Genomic DNA, 17,423 nt, shown 5'->3' with positions numbered 1-17,423 from the left:
CTAGAGAGCAAAATAATCCTTTATCATGATAAAAGCGGATAAAGAGTCTAATTTACCATCTTTTTTGCGTGTATTGGCTACGCCGTATCCTAAAGCTTCTTTGCTTGTTCCGCTTTCATCTACAAAGCAAATTTCTTTATCAAATTCAAGCAAAGAAACAAAATGCTTAATGCGTCTTGTCATTTCTTCTTCACTTGATCCACCCTTAGGAATGCCTACAATGAGTAAAGAAATCTCATGTATTTTAAGTAAATTTTTGATTTCATTAGCGGCTTGATTGCGATTTTTTCTTAAAACTGCATCTAAAGGCAAAGCGATCTTTTTATCTATGCAAAGCGCTACACCTATGCGTTTTAAACCTACATCTAAAGCCAAAGCTCTCATGCTAAAACCCTTATAAAAAGCCCTTCTATGGAAATTTTTCCCTCAAGTTCATATTCATAAACTTTTTGTCCATAAATTTTTAAAGCCTCATCAACACTCACACCTTTTTTACAAAACTCTAAAAACTCATCTTGATTTATATCTATACTTGCAAACTCACTTACAAATTCTTTAAAATCACAAATTAACTTTGCTTTATTTTCCTTTAAAAGAAAATTAGTTCCTGTGCTTTCTTCTAGTCTTTGTGGTAAAACATATAAAGGTTTATTGAGTTCTAAAGCAAGTTTTGCACTCTGCATAGAACCACTTTTTATATCTGCTTGTGCAACCACAACGGCCTTACTTAAAGCAATAACCAAACGATTTCTTAGTAAAAAATCATAATTTTTTGGCAAATAATCATCTTCGTATTCACTTAAAGCTAAAGCATTTTCATAAATTTGTTTAATGATTTTTTCATTAGTTCTTGGATAAATTTGATCTAAACCATTGGCAAAAATACCTATAGTATTTGGCATAGCTGCCATACTTGCGGTGATATCCACACCCAAAGCACCGCCACTTACCACGCAAAGATGAGCATTTTTAAGCATACTCGCTAAGGAAAAAACACAATTTTTCGTATAAACACTCATACGCCTTGAACCTATAATAGCGATTTTATCTTGTTTTAATAAAGATAAATTTCCTTTATAGTGTAATTTTTTAGGAGGCTTTTTTAAATCTTGAAAAAGCTCTAAAAATTCATCAGGCAAAATTTCACTTGCCATAAATTTCACTCAAATACACAAGATCAACGCTTTTTAACAAATCTTTACTTTGCTCTAAAGCTTTAAAAGTATTTTTTCTAGGATGTCCTATGGCTATAACAAAACCTTTTTTTTGTGTAAGTTTTACCGCACTTTCAAGTTGTTTTTTAACATAATTAACATCATCTTCATTATCCAAAAACACATCTCTTTGTATATAAGGAACATTTAACTCTTTGGCTATTTTATTTGCTTTAGAATTTCCTATAGTTTTAGAATCTACAAAAAATATATTTTGATTTTTTAAAACCTCATAAAGCTTTCTCATAGCTTCTTCATTGCTTGTAAATAAACTTCCCGTGTGATTATTGATGTATCTTAAATCCTTAAAATCTTTTTTAATTTGCTTGATTTTTTTAAAAATTCTTTCTTTGCTATCATTTGGATTTAAAGTATCAAGCTCAGGTTTATTGTAATTAATCGCTGCTAAAGGTAAATGCACCATATAAAAATCAAATTTTAAAGCAAGTTTTGGCGTTTCGCTATGGTTTTTATCTGGCGGAAAAAAAGAAGGATTTAACTTTAAATTTAAAGCTTTTAAACCTCTAACCTGACTTGCATTTGCCATATCATCGATAATAATAGCAAGTTTTGGTTTTTTAGAAATTTTATTTAAATGAATATCTTCATCAAAAGTTAAATTTTGATCTTGGGTTAAATTTGTATCTTTTGGAATAAAATTTTGTTCTAAACTCTGATTTTGCTCTAAACTTAAATTCTGCTCTACATTGCTTAAATTTTGCTCATTTAAACTTGTGTTTAAATCATCAATTTCTTGAATTTTTTGCTCTAAAATACTTACAGATTTATTATTATCAAACTCATTCTCTTGAAAAATACCAATTTCATAATGATCTTTATTTAATGAAATTAAATCTTCTTGCTTATCAATAAAATAATCCGGCTTAACAGAAGAAACATCTTGGGAATTTTGATATTTTACTAAAATTCCCAAAGCTAAAGCTATGCAAAGTAAAAAAAGTATAGCTATGATTAAATAACGCTGAATTTGAACTAATTTTTTCTTTGACAATGTTTAGTTCTTATCTTTATCTACTAATTTTTTAGCACTGATCCAAGGCATCATAGCACGCAAATTGCGTCCTGTTTTTTCTATCAAAGAATCATTCATATTTTTGCGTTCTGCATGCATTCTAGCAAAACCTGCACGGCGTTCTAAGATAAAATCTTTTGCAAAAACACCATTTTGTATATCTTTTAAAACACCTTTCATCGCTTTTTTAGTCTCTTCAGTGATAATCTTTGGCCCTGTGATGTAATCGCCGTATTCTGCAGTATTTGAAATAGAATAACGCATATCTGCAATACCACCTTGATAAATCAAATCCACAATGAGTTTCATTTCATGCAAACACTCAAAATAAGCCATTTCAGGTTCATAACCTGCTTCAACCAAAGTTTCAAAACCTGCTTGAATCAAAGCACTAAGTCCACCACAAAGCACAGCTTGCTCACCAAAAAGATCTGTTTCTGTTTCGGCTTTAAAGGTTGTTTCTATAATACCTGTACGTCCACCCCCGATCGCACTTGCATAACTTAAGGCTAAATTTTTAGCATTTTTGCTTTCATCTTGATGGATAGCTATTAAACAAGGAGTGCCACCACCTAGAGTAAATTCATTTCTTACTGTATGACCTGGTGCTTTAGGTGCTATCATGATAACATCTACACCTTTTGGAACAACAATTTGACCATAATGGATATTAAAACCGTGTGCAAAAGCTATAGCCTTGCCTTCACTTAAATTTGGTTTTATTTCGACATTAAAAATATCTGCTTGAATTTCATCAGGAGCTAAAATCATAATCACATCCGCTATCTTAGAAGCCTCACTCACACTCACCACTTCAAAACCAGCATTTTTTGCTTTAACAGCACTTACACTACCTTCACGAAGTCCGATAGTTACATTTACGCCATTATCTCTTAAATTCATCGCATGAGCGTGCCCTTGAGAGCCAAAGCCTATAATTGCTACTTTTTTTGATTTGATTAAATTTAAATCACAATCTTTATCATAATATACTGTAATAGCCATATTCACTCCTTAAAAATTCAAAAATTAAAGGTATTATTATAGCAATTAAAGTATAAATTTCATATTTTTTTTATAAACTTTATGTAAGAATTTTACAAAAAATCATAAAGTATCAAAAGTGAAAGAATTTTTAAACAGTCTTAGTTATGGCATTAGCTCTCACGAAGTAAACAATGAATTTAAACAAATTTTCAGAGAACTTTTAACCAATCATATCATTAAAGAACACAAAAACAAATACTATCTTAACAATGGTTTTGCCTTTGGAGTACTTGATATTTCGAGTAAAGGCACAGGTTTTTTACAATGCTTTGATGAAAGTTTCAAAAAAGATCTTTTGATAGAAAACAAAAACCTAAAAGGCGCAAACTATAAAGATATAGTTGCAGTAAAACTTCTACCTTTAAAGAAAAAACGCCCCAGTGCAAAGGTGATTTTGGTTCTAAAAAGAGCCAATGAAACCTCTTTAGTGATCACCAAAAGGTATGGCGAAGCCGTGCTTGGAATGAATATCAAAACAGGATTAAGCACCACCTTAAAAGCTTCTCAAAAATCCTTAAAAGCACTACCTTTAGGGACAATTTTAAAAATAGAAAATGAAAATAACAATATCATAGAAGTTTTAGGACATATCGATGATGAAAGCGTAGATGAAAAAATCTCTTTAGCCCTTTTCAATAAAAACAACGAATTTAGCGATGCTTGCATTAAAGAAGCTCTAGCAAACGGTGATAGTGTTGATGCGAGTATGTATAAAAATCGCATGGATTTAAGAGCCTTGCCTTTTTGCACCATAGATCCTATACATGCAAAAGATTTTGATGATGCGATTTATTTTGACACTCAAAAACGAGAAATTTATGTAGCTATTGCTGATGTTAGCGAATATGTTTATGCTTATAGTGCTATAGATAAAGAAGCAAGAAATCGTGGATTTTCTATTTATTTTCCACATATTGCTATACCTATGCTACCTCGTCCTTTAAGTGAAAATATCTGTTCTTTAAAACCTCATTTAGATCGCTTAGCGTATTGTTTTAAAATCACACTCAATCATGAAAATAAAGTCATAAAAGAAGAACTTTTTGAAGGTATTATCAACTCAAAACGCCGTTTTAATTATGATGAAGTTGATGAAATTTTAATACAAAAACCTGATTTAAAAGAGCTTTCATGGCTTTATGAGCTTTTTGAAATCACAAAAAATTTACGCAAAATGCGTCTTAAAAATGCCTTTGAATTTCGCACCGAAGAATTAAGAATGAATTTAGATGAAAATTTAAGTCTAAAAAGTACAGTTTTTGAAAAAGACACGCCTTCGCATAATTTGATCGAAGATTGTATGCTTTTAGCCAATAAAGCCGCAGCAAAACTCATAGATATAGGTGTTTTTAGAAATCACTTAAGTGCTGATGTAAGAAAAATCGATAAGCTTTTAAATGAATTACGCGAATTAGGCATCGATGTAAATTTTAAGCCCAATCTTCCTGAGCTCATACGCGACATACAAGCTTTAGCTGATGAGTTAAATTTAAGAGCAGAAGTAGATAAACTCATCATCAAAGCACAAAAAAAAGCGGAATATTCTAGCGTCAATGCGGGACATTTTGGCTTAGGTTTTGATAAATACTCACATTTTACAAGCCCTATAAGAAGGTATTCTGATCTTATTTTGCACAGACTTTTAAAAGCCAAGCAAAAAAACGATGAAAAACTTTTTAATTATCTACTTTTAAACATAGAAAGCACTTGTGAGAATCTTAGCACACTTGAAAGAGAGGCGGATAAGGTTGCTTTTGATTTTATGGATAGAAAATTTGCTAGATGGGCAGCTAAAAATATAGGCAAAAAATTTAAAGCTTTAGTTGTCCAAAATGATGGAGTTTGCATAGCCAAACTAGATGATGAAATCAAAGGAGCGGATATAATCCTTTATGATACGCGTGTAAATTTGCTAGAAAATGTTGAAGTACAAATCATGGAAGCGGATATAGTTATGGCAAAAATTTATGCTAAAATCACCCAAAGACTTATAAAGGAAGAAAATGTATAGAAAAGAGCTTCAAATCTTACTTTCTAAAGATTCAATACCTAATTTTTTCTTTCTTTATGGAGCAGATAATTTTCAAAGCGAACTTTATGCTGAATTTATAAAAGAAAAATATAAGCCCGATGAAACTTTGAAACTTTTTTTTGAAGAATACAACTTCACTCGTGCGAGTGATTTTTTAAGCGCAGGATCGCTTTTTAGTGAAAAAAAATTACTCGAAATTAAAACTTCTAAAAAAATTCCAACAAAAGATCTTAAAGTTTTAGTCGAACTTTGTAAAAACAATACGGACAATTTCTTTCTTTTAGAGCTTTATGATGAAAGTTCTAAACAAAGCGATATAGAAAAAATTTTCTCTCCTCATTTTGTAAGATTTTTTAAAGCTAACGGAGCTAAAGAAGGCGTGGAGCTTTTAAGCATAAAAGCAAAACAACTAGGGGTTGAAATCACTCAAAATGCTTTATTTACTCTTTTTACAAGTTTTGATGAAAACTTATATCTTGCTGCGAGTGAGCTTAATAAATTTAGTGGTTTAAGAGTAGATGAAAAAACCATAGAACAATACTGCTATAGTTTGAATACAGGAAGTTTTGAAAGCTTTTTTGAGAAAATTTTAAAAAAACAAGACTTTAAAAGCGAACTTGAAAAAATTTTAGATAATTTTAATGAAATTGCTTTAATCAACTCTTTGTATAATTCTTTTTATCGTTTGTTTAAAATCGCACTTTATGCTAAAGTCAATGGTAAAATTGACTTTAAAGATCTTTTAGGCTATACTCCACCTCCTCAAGTGGGACAAAATTTAAGCTCTCAAGCCTTTAATTTAAAAATCGAACAATATAAAGAAATTTTCACTCTTTTGCTTAAATGCGAATACGAGCTTAAAACCAATTCTAAGCTCGTAAAAAAAGAATTTTTGATTTCAAATTTGCTTAAACTTGCAAGGATTTTAAAAAGTTAATTTTTACTCTTCAATCCTCTTCACTTCTTTTAATCGTATTAAAATAATTTAAAATGATTGTATTGTTAATCTTAACTGAGTTTTTAAAATACTTTAAAAGAATGATTGCAATCTAAAAAGAGTTTAATAACCTTAAAAACATCCATCCTAATAATTTTAAAATTATCAGGATGAAATTTTTAACAAGTAGGAGAGTAAACTAATTAAACTAAGTATTATCTTTTATAAGATTACCAAAGATAATTAAACTGAGCAAATCCTGTATGGGTATTGCCATCTTTATCAAACATTCCATTATAGCTTAAACTAAAATAGAAAGCTTCATTAACAGGAACGATAAAAGAAGTGCTTACAAATTTTTGTACTCTTGGTAAATCAAACTCATCACTTACTTTTATATTACCAAATCTAGCCTCAGCTTCTACTTTAGGATTGATATTAAACTTAGCTCCAAGTTCTACTGAAGTTTTTAAATTAGGCAACCAATCTCTAAACCAAGTAAGACTTGTTTTAGTAGAGAAAAGATTTAAATAGTTTGCATAGGTTCTTTCTCCACCTTTAACTGTTGCTTGTCCTATGGTGTCTTTCATAGAAAAAGCTTCAGTATAACCTCCTTCATAAGCAAGACCTATTTCAGGAGAGAATATATCTTTATTAGAAATAAAATTCATACCTAAGGCTGTATTGACTCCATAAGCATAAGAATTAGGTTCAGCTTTAGCTTCATTATTTCCTATTTTTTCAGTTAAATCATTTTTAATCAAAGCAGCTTTACCTTGAGCTTTGATATAAACTTCTTGACCTTTTTCTGTAGTAAATAAGGTATTAAAGTATTTTAAACCTGCATAATAGGTTCTATTATTAATATCAAAATAAGTTGAACCCATTTTTGTATCTTCATAACCTGCATACACACCATATATTCCACTGTCTTTTAAAGTAGAATAACCTATAATGGTTCCTTTAGTGTGTCCTTTACTTTCTTCATTTAAAGAAAGTTCAACATTCTGTGAAGAAGTATAAGGAAGGATGAATAAAGAATGTTCTTTATTAGAACCATAGCTTCCATTATTTAAATCACTCTTTATATAATCACTTGCATCTGCATATAAATTACCCTTTTCAGACATAGCGATGCTTTGAGATTTACTTGAAGAAGCTAAAGCAAAGCTTTGCATAGAATTACCCATAACATTATCTATAAAGGTTGATCTTCTTGAAGTAGTAGAGATTAAAGATCTAAAGGTTGCACCTGATATGGAAGCATTAAGATTAAAATCTGTAGTAAGCTTTCCTGTTATTGGATCAAAGCTTAAAGATATTTCTCCACTTCCATTGGTTCCTATATTGCCAATATTGTTTTGATTAACACCTGAGATGATGTTGTTTATATCGTTTAGCTCTTCAAGATCAACATTGCTTTGATCTACGGTGATGTTTTCTACTTTTACATTAAAAGCTCTACTTCCACCTATAACCACAGTGTTTAATTTACCTGTGTTTTTATCTGTAGAAACAAGCCAATCTTTGATTCCAACACTACCACTACCATTGTTAGTTACTGTATTACCATTTTCATCTTTACCTACTGAGCCTTGATTGGAGATTTCAACTTGTGCTGATCCTGAAATAGTGATGCCGTTATTTATGGTTGAGCCTTGTGAATTGGAAATACTAGTGCTTCCACTTCCTGAAGAACTAATACCGCCACTAATAGTTCCACCATTACTATTGCTAATCACCATATCAGCACTACCTGTACTTTCAATCTTACCACCGATATTACCTGAATTAGAAATTTCAAGTTTATTATCACTATTGTTAGTAATAGAACCACTTATACCTGTAGATGATGTAGAAGTGTTAGTGATAGAATCAAGTTTACTATCTTTATCTACAGTAATTGAACCAGAAATAACTCCATTACCCTCATTGGTAATGGAATCAATACTACTACCACCACTTACTTGAACACTTCCTGAGATACTTCCATTACCTTGATTAACAAGACCACCTTCTACCTTAGCTCCATCTTCTATCTTGATATCACTACCTATAGAAGCATTACCTATATTGCTTATATTTCCTTGAAGTTTAGTGTTTTTCCCACTAACAGTAATACCACCTGTTATACTTCCTGAGCGATAGTTAGCTATGGCGTGATTCGAAGTAGCCGTAACAGTTGCTCCATCTTTTATGGTTATAGAGCCTTCTATTTTTCCACTTCGATTCAATATACCAGCACCACTTCCACCTTCTACCCTAGAACCTTCGCCAGATAAAATCATTTCTCCACTTAAAGAGGCACCATTATCCAATCTTATACCATGGATCTTACCTTTTATAATGCCACCATTTTTAAGTTCTATTTTTTGAGTTCGTGAGTTAGCATCTAATACAATTCCATTTTCTTCTCCATAAATTTTACTTGAACTTCCATCTATATATAAATCTCCTAGAGTTTGCGATTGACCCACTCCTATTGCCGAGTATTTTCCATAAACTTGACCTCCATCTTTTATAGTAAGTGTTCCAAATTTACCACCAGTTACAGATATTCCAAAAGCATTAGAATGGATAGATCCTGTGTTGATGATATTTTCTATGGTACTGTTATTTTGGAGTTTTATACCAGCAGCCCAATTTGCCGAATTGTTTTGATTAATGGTACCTTTATTTGTAAGAGTTTTAACACGACCTCCGCTCATGTAAATACCAGCACTTTCACCATCCACAATGCCTTCATTGATCAATTGGTCTATAGTTCCATTTAATCTTATAGATATAGCATGTCCTTTTATGGTTCCCGTATTTTTTAATGTTTTTACATTAACATTTGTATTTATCTGTATTCCATCTTTCTTGCCTTCAATAGTTCCGGTATTGTTAAAATTCTCTATACTTGTTCCTTGAGATATATTTACTCCTGCACCTTGATTACTCTTAATAGTCCCACTATTAACAAAACTTGATATTTTGGCGTTACCAAAATAAATACTTTCACCAGCATTAGAGTGAATAGTTCCACTATTACTAAAATTATTGATTATAGATTTAGAGTTATCTTTACCCCCCCCCCCAAACTGTTACTCCAAATTTAGAAGAACCATTGCCTATGGTACCTTGATTATCAAAGGTTTCTATGTTAACACCGTTATTTCCATTTGCTCCTAGTTGAACACTAGCAGTATTATTTCCACCTATAAGAGTTCCTTTATTTAAAAAGGTAGAAGTTGAAGAATTTGGTTGAAAGTTTACTGCTTGTTGCCCACCATTAGAAATAGTAATAGTTCCACTACTTTCTATAACTAGAGTATTGCCGGTGCCACTTATAGTTTTAGTTGAAGTTTGTAAATTATTTATAGTCTTATTATTCGAATTTGTAGAACGAACACCTGACCTAGCTTTAGTATGTCTATTTGTTGCCTCTTCGTAAGTTTCTATTTCAGGAGTAAGTGTAGCATGAGTACAACTTGCCAAAAAAGAAATAGTAGCTAAAGATAAAACTATCTTTTTAGAATTTAAACAGGAATTTTGTATATCTTTTGTGTATGTTTTAGTTAATGCAGTTTTATTCATAAATATTCCCTTTCCTTTTATATTTATATTTTCTTGTTTATATTTAAAAATAATATAAAACTATAATAAGAAAATAGTGAAGACTATATAATAATTATACTTAAATTATTATTAAAATTTTGGTTTAAATTTTTAGTTTAAATTAAAATATCTTAATAAGAATAAATTTGTATGAAATATTATCAATATTTTTATAATATTTTTAAATTTTATTTAAAATAAATTTAAAAATATATTTTTTTTAGTTTTTGCATTTTTAGATAAAATTTCAAAATTTATGATTTTTTAGCTTGGTTGTTAAATATTAAAATAATAATATCGATAAAATATTTACTATTGTAACAAAAACGCCAAATATATTATTTCATCACAAGTCGCATAAGATGTAAGTCCTCACCTTGTATGATTTTATATTCTATACTTTGACATTTAGGACACTTAAAAACATTTTCTTCTAAAATACTTGTTTGATCGCATTTTAAGCATAAAATTTCAAGCGGAGCAAGCTCTATAAAAAGTTTAGCATTTTTGCAAATATTTGAGTTTTCTTTAAAAGTTTCAAAACAACGCTTAAAAAGATCCACTTCTATACCGCTTAAACGCCCGATTTTTACATAAATTTCTTGCACATTACAAGCCTTATTGTTTAAGGCATTTTCTTCGCAAAGTTCGATTAAAGATTCTACTATACTTAATTCGTGCATTAGCAAATTCTTGGTAAAAGTTCGCCTTTAGGACTTTCTAAAAAGCGTTTTGCTCCATAAGCGTTTTGTAAGATCACGCGTGCTTTTTTCTCTTCTAAAACTTCTCCTATAATACTCGCATTTACATTGTATTTTTTTAGAATTTCCAAGGCTTTTAACTCATCTTCTTTTTCCACACAAAGTATAAAAGTGCCTTCATTTGCAAGCTCATACGCTTCGTAACCAAAAAGCTCGCAAAGTCCTAAAACCTCATCTTGAACGATGATTTTTTCTTCAAAGATCAAAAGATCATTTCCACTTTGCTTTGCCCACTCATTTAAAACCGCACTAAGCCCCCCGCGAGTAGCATCTCTCATGGCCACAACCTTTATATCTTTTTCTAAAAGCTCTAAAACCTCTTTATTCAAAGCCTTGCAATCACTTTTAATATCAGCTTCTAGCTCATTTCTTTTGATTAAAACACTAGCTCCATGCCTTCCTATATCGCCTGAAAGAAGTATGCTAAGCCCTGCTTTGATATTTTTACTTTCTTTTTTAGAAATAATTTCACCTAAGGCTGTAGTGTTGATATAAATTTCATCTGCTTTACCCTTAGGAACAACTTTAGTATCGCCACAAACTAACATAACTCCACATTTTTCACATTCTTCTTTAATGCTTTTTAAAATACGTTCTAATTTTTCTAGCTCAAAACCTTCTTCTAAGATAAGCCCTAAGCTTAGATATTTTGGCTTAGCACCCACCATCAAAACATCATTAATAGAACCACAAACACAAAGTTTACCTATATTAACCTCTTCATCTAAAAAAATCGGACTTAAAACAAAAGAATCCGTGCTTAAAGCCAAATTTCCCAAAATCGCTGCATCATTATTTGCGTTTAAAATTTCATTATCAAAGATCTTAAAAAGCTTAGTTAAAAGCTCATTCATCTCTTCTCCACCGCCTCCGTGGGCTAAGGAAATATTTTTCATGCATTCACCTTTGAGTATTTATAATACGCCGCACAAGCACCCTCGCCAGAAACCATACAACTTCCTATAGGACTTCTTGGCGTACAAACCTTGCCAAAAACTTTACAATCATAAGGCTTGGCCAAACCTCTTAAAATTTGCCCACAAATACAGGCTTTGCTTTCATTTTTACTTTGCACCGTACAATCAAATTTTTTACTCGCATCGTAAGCGCTAAATTCTTCTTTTAACTCCAAGCCTCCATCTTTAATAAGTCCTAAGCCACGAAATTCAAAATCACACACCCTAAAGTATTTTTTTACTAAATTTTGTGCTTTAACATTGCCTTCTTTGCTTACGGCTCTTTTGTATTGATTATACACTTTAAAAGTGCCTTCATTGCTTTGTTTTATGATATTTAACACACTTTCTAAAATATCAACTGGCTCAAAACCACTCACCGCTATAGGGGTTTTAAATTTTGCTGCTAAAGGCTCATAAATACCATAACCTGTTATCACACTCACATGAGAAGGACCTAAAAAAGCATTGATTTTTACATTTTCATCATTCATGATCGCTTCTACAGGTGCTGGAACTGTGATATGATTGATATGAAAAAAGACATTATTTATTTTTTCTTCTATAACCTTTTGAAGAAGTAAAGCACTCATAGGCGTAGTAGTTTCAAAACCTATAGCAAAAAAGATGATATTTTTGTTTAAATTTTGCTTAGCAATTTCCAAAACCTCAAGCGGAGAATAAAGCGCTCTAACATCAGCCCCTTTAGCTCTTAAATCCAGTAAAGAAATTTCACTTCCAGGCACCCTTAAAAGATCCCCTAAAGTACAAAAAATCGTATCTTTCATGGAGGCTAACTTGATAGCTGTATCAATGCGAACTCTTGGCATAACACAAACAGGACATCCTGGCCCATGGATAAAGTTAATTTCCTTTGGCAAAATAGAAGGCAAAGCATATTTCATGATACTATGCGTATGCCCACCGCAAATTTCCATGATATTAATAGGATTTTTAAGTTCTTGTTCTATGAGTTTTTTTAAAGCTAAAATGCTTTCTTTATCTCTAAATTCATCGATGAAATTCATTTAAACCTAAATCCCCTTCATCACTTTTTATCTCTCCACTATTCATTTTTTCTACTATTTCTTGATAGGTTTTAATGCTTTCTAGTGCAGCTTCTTTGTCGATTTTTTCCATGGCAACGCCTACATGGATTAAGACATAATCGCCTTGTTTTAAAGGCTCATCAATCAAATCTAAATTCACTTTTCTTTTCACGCCTAAAGTTTGCACTAAAGCATTGTTTAACTCATCGATTTCTAAAATTTCAGAAGGTATAGACAAACACATTAAAAAAGCTCCTTTTTAAGTTTAAGCACCTTATACCAAAGCTCCATATTGGTGCCATTTTTTGCATCAAGGGTGATAATATCTGCTCTAGGATTTAATTCTTTAATCAACCTAGTCGCCTCTTTAACATCAAAATCAAAATGATGAGCTAAATCTGCCTTTGTGATTAAAACTATATCAGCCTTTTTAAACATCACAGGATATTTTTGCGGTTTATCGCTTCCTTCGGTAACAGAAAGCAAAACCACATTTAAATGCTCTCCTAAATCATAACTTGCAGGACAAACCAAATTTCCAACATTTTCTATAAAAAGCAAATCCACATCATCAATGGCTAAATGATGCAAAGCCTCATGCACCATAAAAGCGTCCAAATGACAGCTTTGTCCTGTAGTGATTTGATACGCCAAAGCTCCGGCATTTTTTACCCTTAGAGCGTCATTATTGGTTTCTAAATCCCCTTCAATCACAGCAATTTTAAGTTCATTTTTCAAAGCCTTAATCGTGCTTTCTAAAAGCGTGGTTTTTCCACTACCTGGAGAACTCATTAAATTGATACAAAGCGTGTTAGCTTCATTAAAATGCGCTCTATTGTGCTTAGCTTTTTCATCATTTTTGCTTAAAATTTTAGAAATCACTTCTATGGTTTTGCTTTCTTTTAAACTTGGATTTTCATGATGGTGGTCGTGATGATGACCATGCGTATGGCTTGAATTTATAGAGCAGCCGCAATCTTTACACATTTTCTTTCCTTATATATTTTTTGTTTCATTTTAACCTTAAAAGCATTAAAAAATTATGAGTTTTTAGAATATTTGCTTTATTTTTCTAAATTTAAAAAATGCACCATTTGTCCTAAGGCTATGGAGCTATCATTACAAGGGTACTTTAAAGGTATAAAAAAATCAAAATTTTTAGCTTTTAAAATTTCAAGCAAGGTTTTGTTTTGAAAAACCCCTCCGCTTAAAAGCACTTTTAAATCATAATCTTTGCTAAAATCTATGATAAAATTTGCCAAGGCATTAAACATACCTGTAATCGCCTTAGTTTTTTCATCTTGCAAAGCCCCTAGGATTAAATTTTTAAAATTAACCTGCCCTTTTTCTACAAAAAGCTTATAAGAAAAATCAAGATTTTTATCATAAAAAGCTTCACACATTAAGCCAACTTGAGCTTCATAAGAACTTTTTTCTAAGTTAAAAACAATACTTCCAAAAGCATCGATAATGCGTCCTAAAGAACTTGTTTGTAAGTTAGAATGAGAATAAATTTTTTTAAGATTTTTAAGTTTAATTTTTGGAATTTTTGCTAAAAAATCCTTAGCCTTATCTTCTAAATCATAATGAAAAATAAGACTTAAGGCTAAATTTTGTATATTTTTAATATCACTATTTATAAGAGTGAAATTTTCAAAATGTGCAATTCTTTCATATTCTTTTAAATTTCCTACAAAAACTTCTCCACCCCAAATTTTACCATCTTCGCCATAACCTGTTCCATCACAAATAAAAGCTAAAGCCTTTTCATCTTTTGCAAAATTTTCTTCGTATTCAAAATAAGCCGCACAAAAATGCGCATAATGATGAGAAATTTTAATCCTTTCTTCAAATTCTTTTGCATAGCTAAAATGCGGGTGTTTATCGCACAAAATCGCATCAAATTTCAAATCATAATTTTGTTTAAAAAATTCTAAAAGTTTAAAAAATCTCTCATGCACATCAAGACTTTTCAAATCCCCTATATAAGGAGAAATTAAAAGTTTATTTTCATAAAAAATCACAAATTCATTTTTAAGTTCCGCACCTAAAGCTAAAAAAGTGCCTTTTTTATTAAAATTTCTTTCCAAATAAAAAGGATTTAAACCCCTTGAAGTACGCAAAAACATAGTTTCACCATTTACCACTTGAGCTATGCTGTCATCACTTGCATTGATAATTTCCCTATCATAATCCAAATAAAAATCAAAAACTTTATCAAGTTTTTTACACAAATTAAACTCATCTTTAATAATACTTTCTCCGCTTAAATTTGCACTCGTTGCTACAAGGCTTCCTTTAAAATACTCAAAAAGCAAAAGATGTAAAGGTGTATAAGCTAACATAATACCGATTTTATCAACATCAGGAGCGATTAAAGAAAAGGCTTTTTTTGCCTTTAAAATCACAATAGGAGCTAAAACCCCACCAAGCAAAGCTTCTTCTTTTTCATCTATAAAGGCAAGTTCTTTAGCACTTTGTAAATCTTTACACATCAAAGCAAAGGGTTTTTTAGGGCGATTTTTTCTAAGTCTTAGAGTTTTTAAAGCTTCTTCATTAAACGCATCACACATGAGATGAAAACCACCTATGCCTTTTATGGATAAAATTTTACCTTCCTTTAAAAACTTCGCACTTTGTATAAAAGCTTCTTGATCTTTGGCTAAAATTTCACCCTTTGGATTTTTAAGAAAAACATTGATTTTGCATTTAGGACAACTAATAGGCTGGGCATGAAAACGCCTATTTTTAGGATCTTCGTATTCGCTTTTACAAAACTCACACATCAATAATTCTTGCATAGAGGTATTAAATCTATCATAAGGAAGACTTTTTATAATACTAAAGCGTGGCCCACAATGTGTGCAAGTGATAAAAGGATATAAAAAGCGTGGATTTTTTTCATCAAAAAATTCTTTTTTACACTCCTTACAAAGCGCAAAATCGCTTAACATAGGCGTGCTTTTTGTATTCTCTAAAGAAGGAGTAATGCTAAAATTCTCATAGTTTGAAATAGAAATTTGCGTGATTATAAGCTTATCTATTCTTGCTAAAGGTGGAAGATGATTTTTTAAATTTTCTATGAAATTTTCACATTCTTTTTGAGTGCAAGCAAGGATGATTTCTATCCCAAAACCATCATTTCTTACTTCTCCAAAAAGCTTTGATTTCAAAGCTAGTTCATAAACTAAGGGGCGAAAACCCACCCCTTGAACTAGACCTGAAATTTTGATCTTATACCCTAAGTGGCGCATCGCTTAACTGACAATTTTTAAGATGTTTTAAAGTATTTTTAAGTAAAGATTTATGTTCAAACAAAGATCCACTTATAAGTGCTAAATCACTTTGCTTTTTCTCTCTTAATTCATCATAAGTATCACGCAAGAAATAAGCCAAACTCTCAACCGCTCCATAAGCGATATTAGCACTATCTACACCTGCTAACATAAAACTCATAGCAGATCTTAAGGTTCTTGTATAATCAAAACTTTTATCTTCTTTCAAACGATAATCAATCTTTACTCCACGAGGCATTTTTGACTCATCAGCGATTTTTAAAAGCTCGCTAGCACTCTCTTGTAAATTTTTACCCAAATTTAGCACTCTACCTACTAACCCAAGCAAAGAATAAAAATTGTTTTGAAGCTCAAAATTTTCATCTAAAAGAGGAAATTCCTTGCTAAAATTTTCTAAAAGCCTTGCACCAATTTCATCTTTTTTAATTTCTTCATAAAGTTCTTTGCTGTGTTTTGGCAAGGAAAGTTTAAGCAAATTAAGCTCTTTATTGACAAGCAAAATATCTTCATAATCCTTACTAAGCTCTAAAATAAAAGCCTTTTCTTTATAACGGCTTACAAGATAAGAAATTCTTGCCATATTTTTATCTTCTTTAGAAAAAATAAGCTCTCTTGCCTTAGTATTGATAAATTCAAAGCCTTCCAAAACCACCACTTGCTCATCTAAAGCACTGATATAAAAATCTTTTTGATACTCTTCTATCTTTTTTACGCTTAAAAATTTATACTCATTTTCAAAAAGTTTCAAACCTAAAGCAAAACAAAATAAATCCCTAGCAAGTCTAATTTTAAAATCACTAAAATCAAGATTGTGATTTTTTCTAAATATGGCATTAAGCCTTAGTTTCATCAAAGGTTTTTCTAAACTTGCAAGAAGTTTTAAATTTTCATTTGAACAAACAAAAACTGAATTTATAGCTTTAATATCACAAGGAAGTAAAAAATCTCCTATAAATTCGTTCTTAAACAAAGAAAATTCATAAATGCCATTTTTATCTTTCAAATAAATCTTTTTTTCTTGACTTAACAAATCAAAGGCAAGATTTAAAAAAGTATTGAAATTTTCTTCATTGATTTTTTCAAATTCTGATAAATTGCTTGAAAATTCACACTCACAAAACACGCCCCATTCGTTTTTGTTTAAAAGTTTTTTTTCTTGATAAGCATTAGAATTTAAATGAGTAATATAAGAAAATCTTGAAAATTCTTTATCTTCTGGTATACAAGGGTTAAAACCCTGCCCCGCTTTTACATCAAATTTTTTCAAAAAAACGCTATGACTCATGAAATTCAAAGAATCACAAAAAGTCTTTAAATTTTCTTCATCTGCATCGATAGAAAAATGATAAGTATTTTCTTCTTTACTAAGGATATAATTGTAATTTTTCGCATAAAAACGCAATAAATATTCAAAAATATCATTATCTGCATTATAAATAAAATCAAAATCCAAAGTCATATTATGCCTTTTTTGAAAAATAAACTATAAATATAACAT

13 protein-coding genes and 1 pseudogene are annotated in these 17,423 nt (G+C 30.7%); 2 read left to right on the top strand and 12 right to left on the bottom strand.

Annotation, left to right across the window (positions count from 1 at the left end; translation table 11 throughout):
- From ruvX to ilvC, 4 genes are read right to left on the bottom strand one after another with little or no spacing between them, the layout of a single operon-like run.
- The gene (gene ruvX, locus FBF22_RS03105) at positions 1–384 is read right to left on the bottom strand and encodes a Holliday junction resolvase RuvX (protein WP_002852281.1); all 384 of its coding nucleotides are present in this window, start codon (positions 382–384) and stop codon (positions 1–3) included.
- Positions 381–1,154: a DNA-processing protein DprA gene (locus tag FBF22_RS03100; protein WP_002859984.1), complete on the bottom strand. Its 774-nt coding sequence runs from the start codon at positions 1,152–1,154 to the stop codon at positions 381–383. Before FBF22_RS03100 ends, ruvX begins: the two co-directional genes overlap by 4 nt.
- Positions 1,144–2,226 carry a divergent polysaccharide deacetylase family protein gene (locus FBF22_RS03095; protein WP_002874286.1) on the bottom strand — a complete coding sequence of 361 codons (1,083 nt, stop codon included), beginning with the start codon at positions 2,224–2,226 and terminating at the stop codon, positions 1,144–1,146. Before FBF22_RS03095 ends, FBF22_RS03100 begins: the two co-directional genes overlap by 11 nt.
- A gap of 3 nt (positions 2,227–2,229) precedes the next feature.
- Positions 2,230–3,252: a ketol-acid reductoisomerase gene (gene ilvC, locus FBF22_RS03090; protein ID WP_002858483.1), complete on the bottom strand. Its 1,023-nt coding sequence runs from the start codon at positions 3,250–3,252 to the stop codon at positions 2,230–2,232.
- A 118-nt stretch (positions 3,253–3,370) separates the two neighbouring features.
- Here ilvC and FBF22_RS03085 point away from each other — a divergent pair, with 118 nt between their 5' ends.
- Both FBF22_RS03085 and holA read left to right on the top strand, forming a co-directional pair.
- Positions 3,371–5,305: a ribonuclease R family protein gene (locus tag FBF22_RS03085; RefSeq protein WP_002884143.1), complete on the top strand. Its 1,935-nt coding sequence runs from the start codon at positions 3,371–3,373 to the stop codon at positions 5,303–5,305.
- A complete protein-coding gene (gene holA, locus FBF22_RS03080) occupies positions 5,298–6,263 on the top strand; it encodes a DNA polymerase III subunit delta (RefSeq protein WP_002884141.1) in 966 nt (321 codons plus the stop codon). The genes FBF22_RS03085 and holA overlap by 8 nt, the downstream gene beginning before the upstream one ends.
- A gap of 230 nt (positions 6,264–6,493) precedes the next feature.
- Here holA and FBF22_RS03075 read toward each other — a convergent pair.
- The 8 genes and pseudogenes from FBF22_RS03075 to FBF22_RS03040 all read right to left on the bottom strand — a co-directional run bounded on the left by FBF22_RS03075 (position 6,494) and on the right by FBF22_RS03040 (position 17,384).
- Positions 6,494–9,842, bottom strand: a pseudogene (locus FBF22_RS03075) (autotransporter outer membrane beta-barrel domain-containing protein).
- A 359-nt stretch (positions 9,843–10,201) separates the two neighbouring features.
- On the bottom strand, positions 10,202–10,546 hold the full coding sequence (gene hypA, locus FBF22_RS03070; RefSeq protein ID WP_002826529.1) for a hydrogenase maturation nickel metallochaperone HypA: 345 nt from the start codon (positions 10,544–10,546) through the stop codon (positions 10,202–10,204).
- Complete coding sequence (hypE, locus tag FBF22_RS03065) at positions 10,546–11,520, bottom strand: hydrogenase expression/formation protein HypE (RefSeq protein ID WP_002776344.1); 975 nt, start codon at positions 11,518–11,520, stop codon at positions 10,546–10,548. Before hypE ends, hypA begins: the two co-directional genes overlap by 1 nt.
- Positions 11,517–12,608: a hydrogenase formation protein HypD gene (gene hypD, locus FBF22_RS03060; RefSeq protein WP_145620925.1), complete on the bottom strand. Its 1,092-nt coding sequence runs from the start codon at positions 12,606–12,608 to the stop codon at positions 11,517–11,519. The genes hypE and hypD overlap by 4 nt, the downstream gene beginning before the upstream one ends.
- Positions 12,592–12,873 (bottom strand): HypC/HybG/HupF family hydrogenase formation chaperone, encoded by a 282-nt coding sequence (locus tag FBF22_RS03055; protein ID WP_002776342.1) that lies wholly within the window; start codon positions 12,871–12,873, stop codon positions 12,592–12,594. The genes hypD and FBF22_RS03055 overlap by 17 nt, the downstream gene beginning before the upstream one ends.
- Positions 12,873–13,616, bottom strand: coding sequence for a hydrogenase nickel incorporation protein HypB (gene hypB / locus FBF22_RS03050; protein WP_165433248.1), 744 nt, complete (start codon positions 13,614–13,616; stop codon positions 12,873–12,875). Before hypB ends, FBF22_RS03055 begins: the two co-directional genes overlap by 1 nt.
- Positions 13,617–13,693: 77 nt before the next feature.
- Positions 13,694–15,883 (bottom strand): carbamoyltransferase HypF, encoded by a 2,190-nt coding sequence (hypF, locus tag FBF22_RS03045; protein WP_002885456.1) that lies wholly within the window; start codon positions 15,881–15,883, stop codon positions 13,694–13,696.
- Positions 15,864–17,384, bottom strand: coding sequence for a hypothetical protein (locus FBF22_RS03040; RefSeq protein WP_002885455.1), 1,521 nt, complete (start codon positions 17,382–17,384; stop codon positions 15,864–15,866). Before FBF22_RS03040 ends, hypF begins: the two co-directional genes overlap by 20 nt.
- Positions 17,385–17,423 lie beyond the last annotated feature (39 nt).

This window comes from Campylobacter sp. CFSAN093260 (assembly GCF_012890095.1).
Classification (GTDB): domain Bacteria; phylum Campylobacterota; class Campylobacteria; order Campylobacterales; family Campylobacteraceae; genus Campylobacter_D; species Campylobacter_D jejuni.
This window is presented reverse-complemented; position numbering and strand designations above follow the sequence as displayed.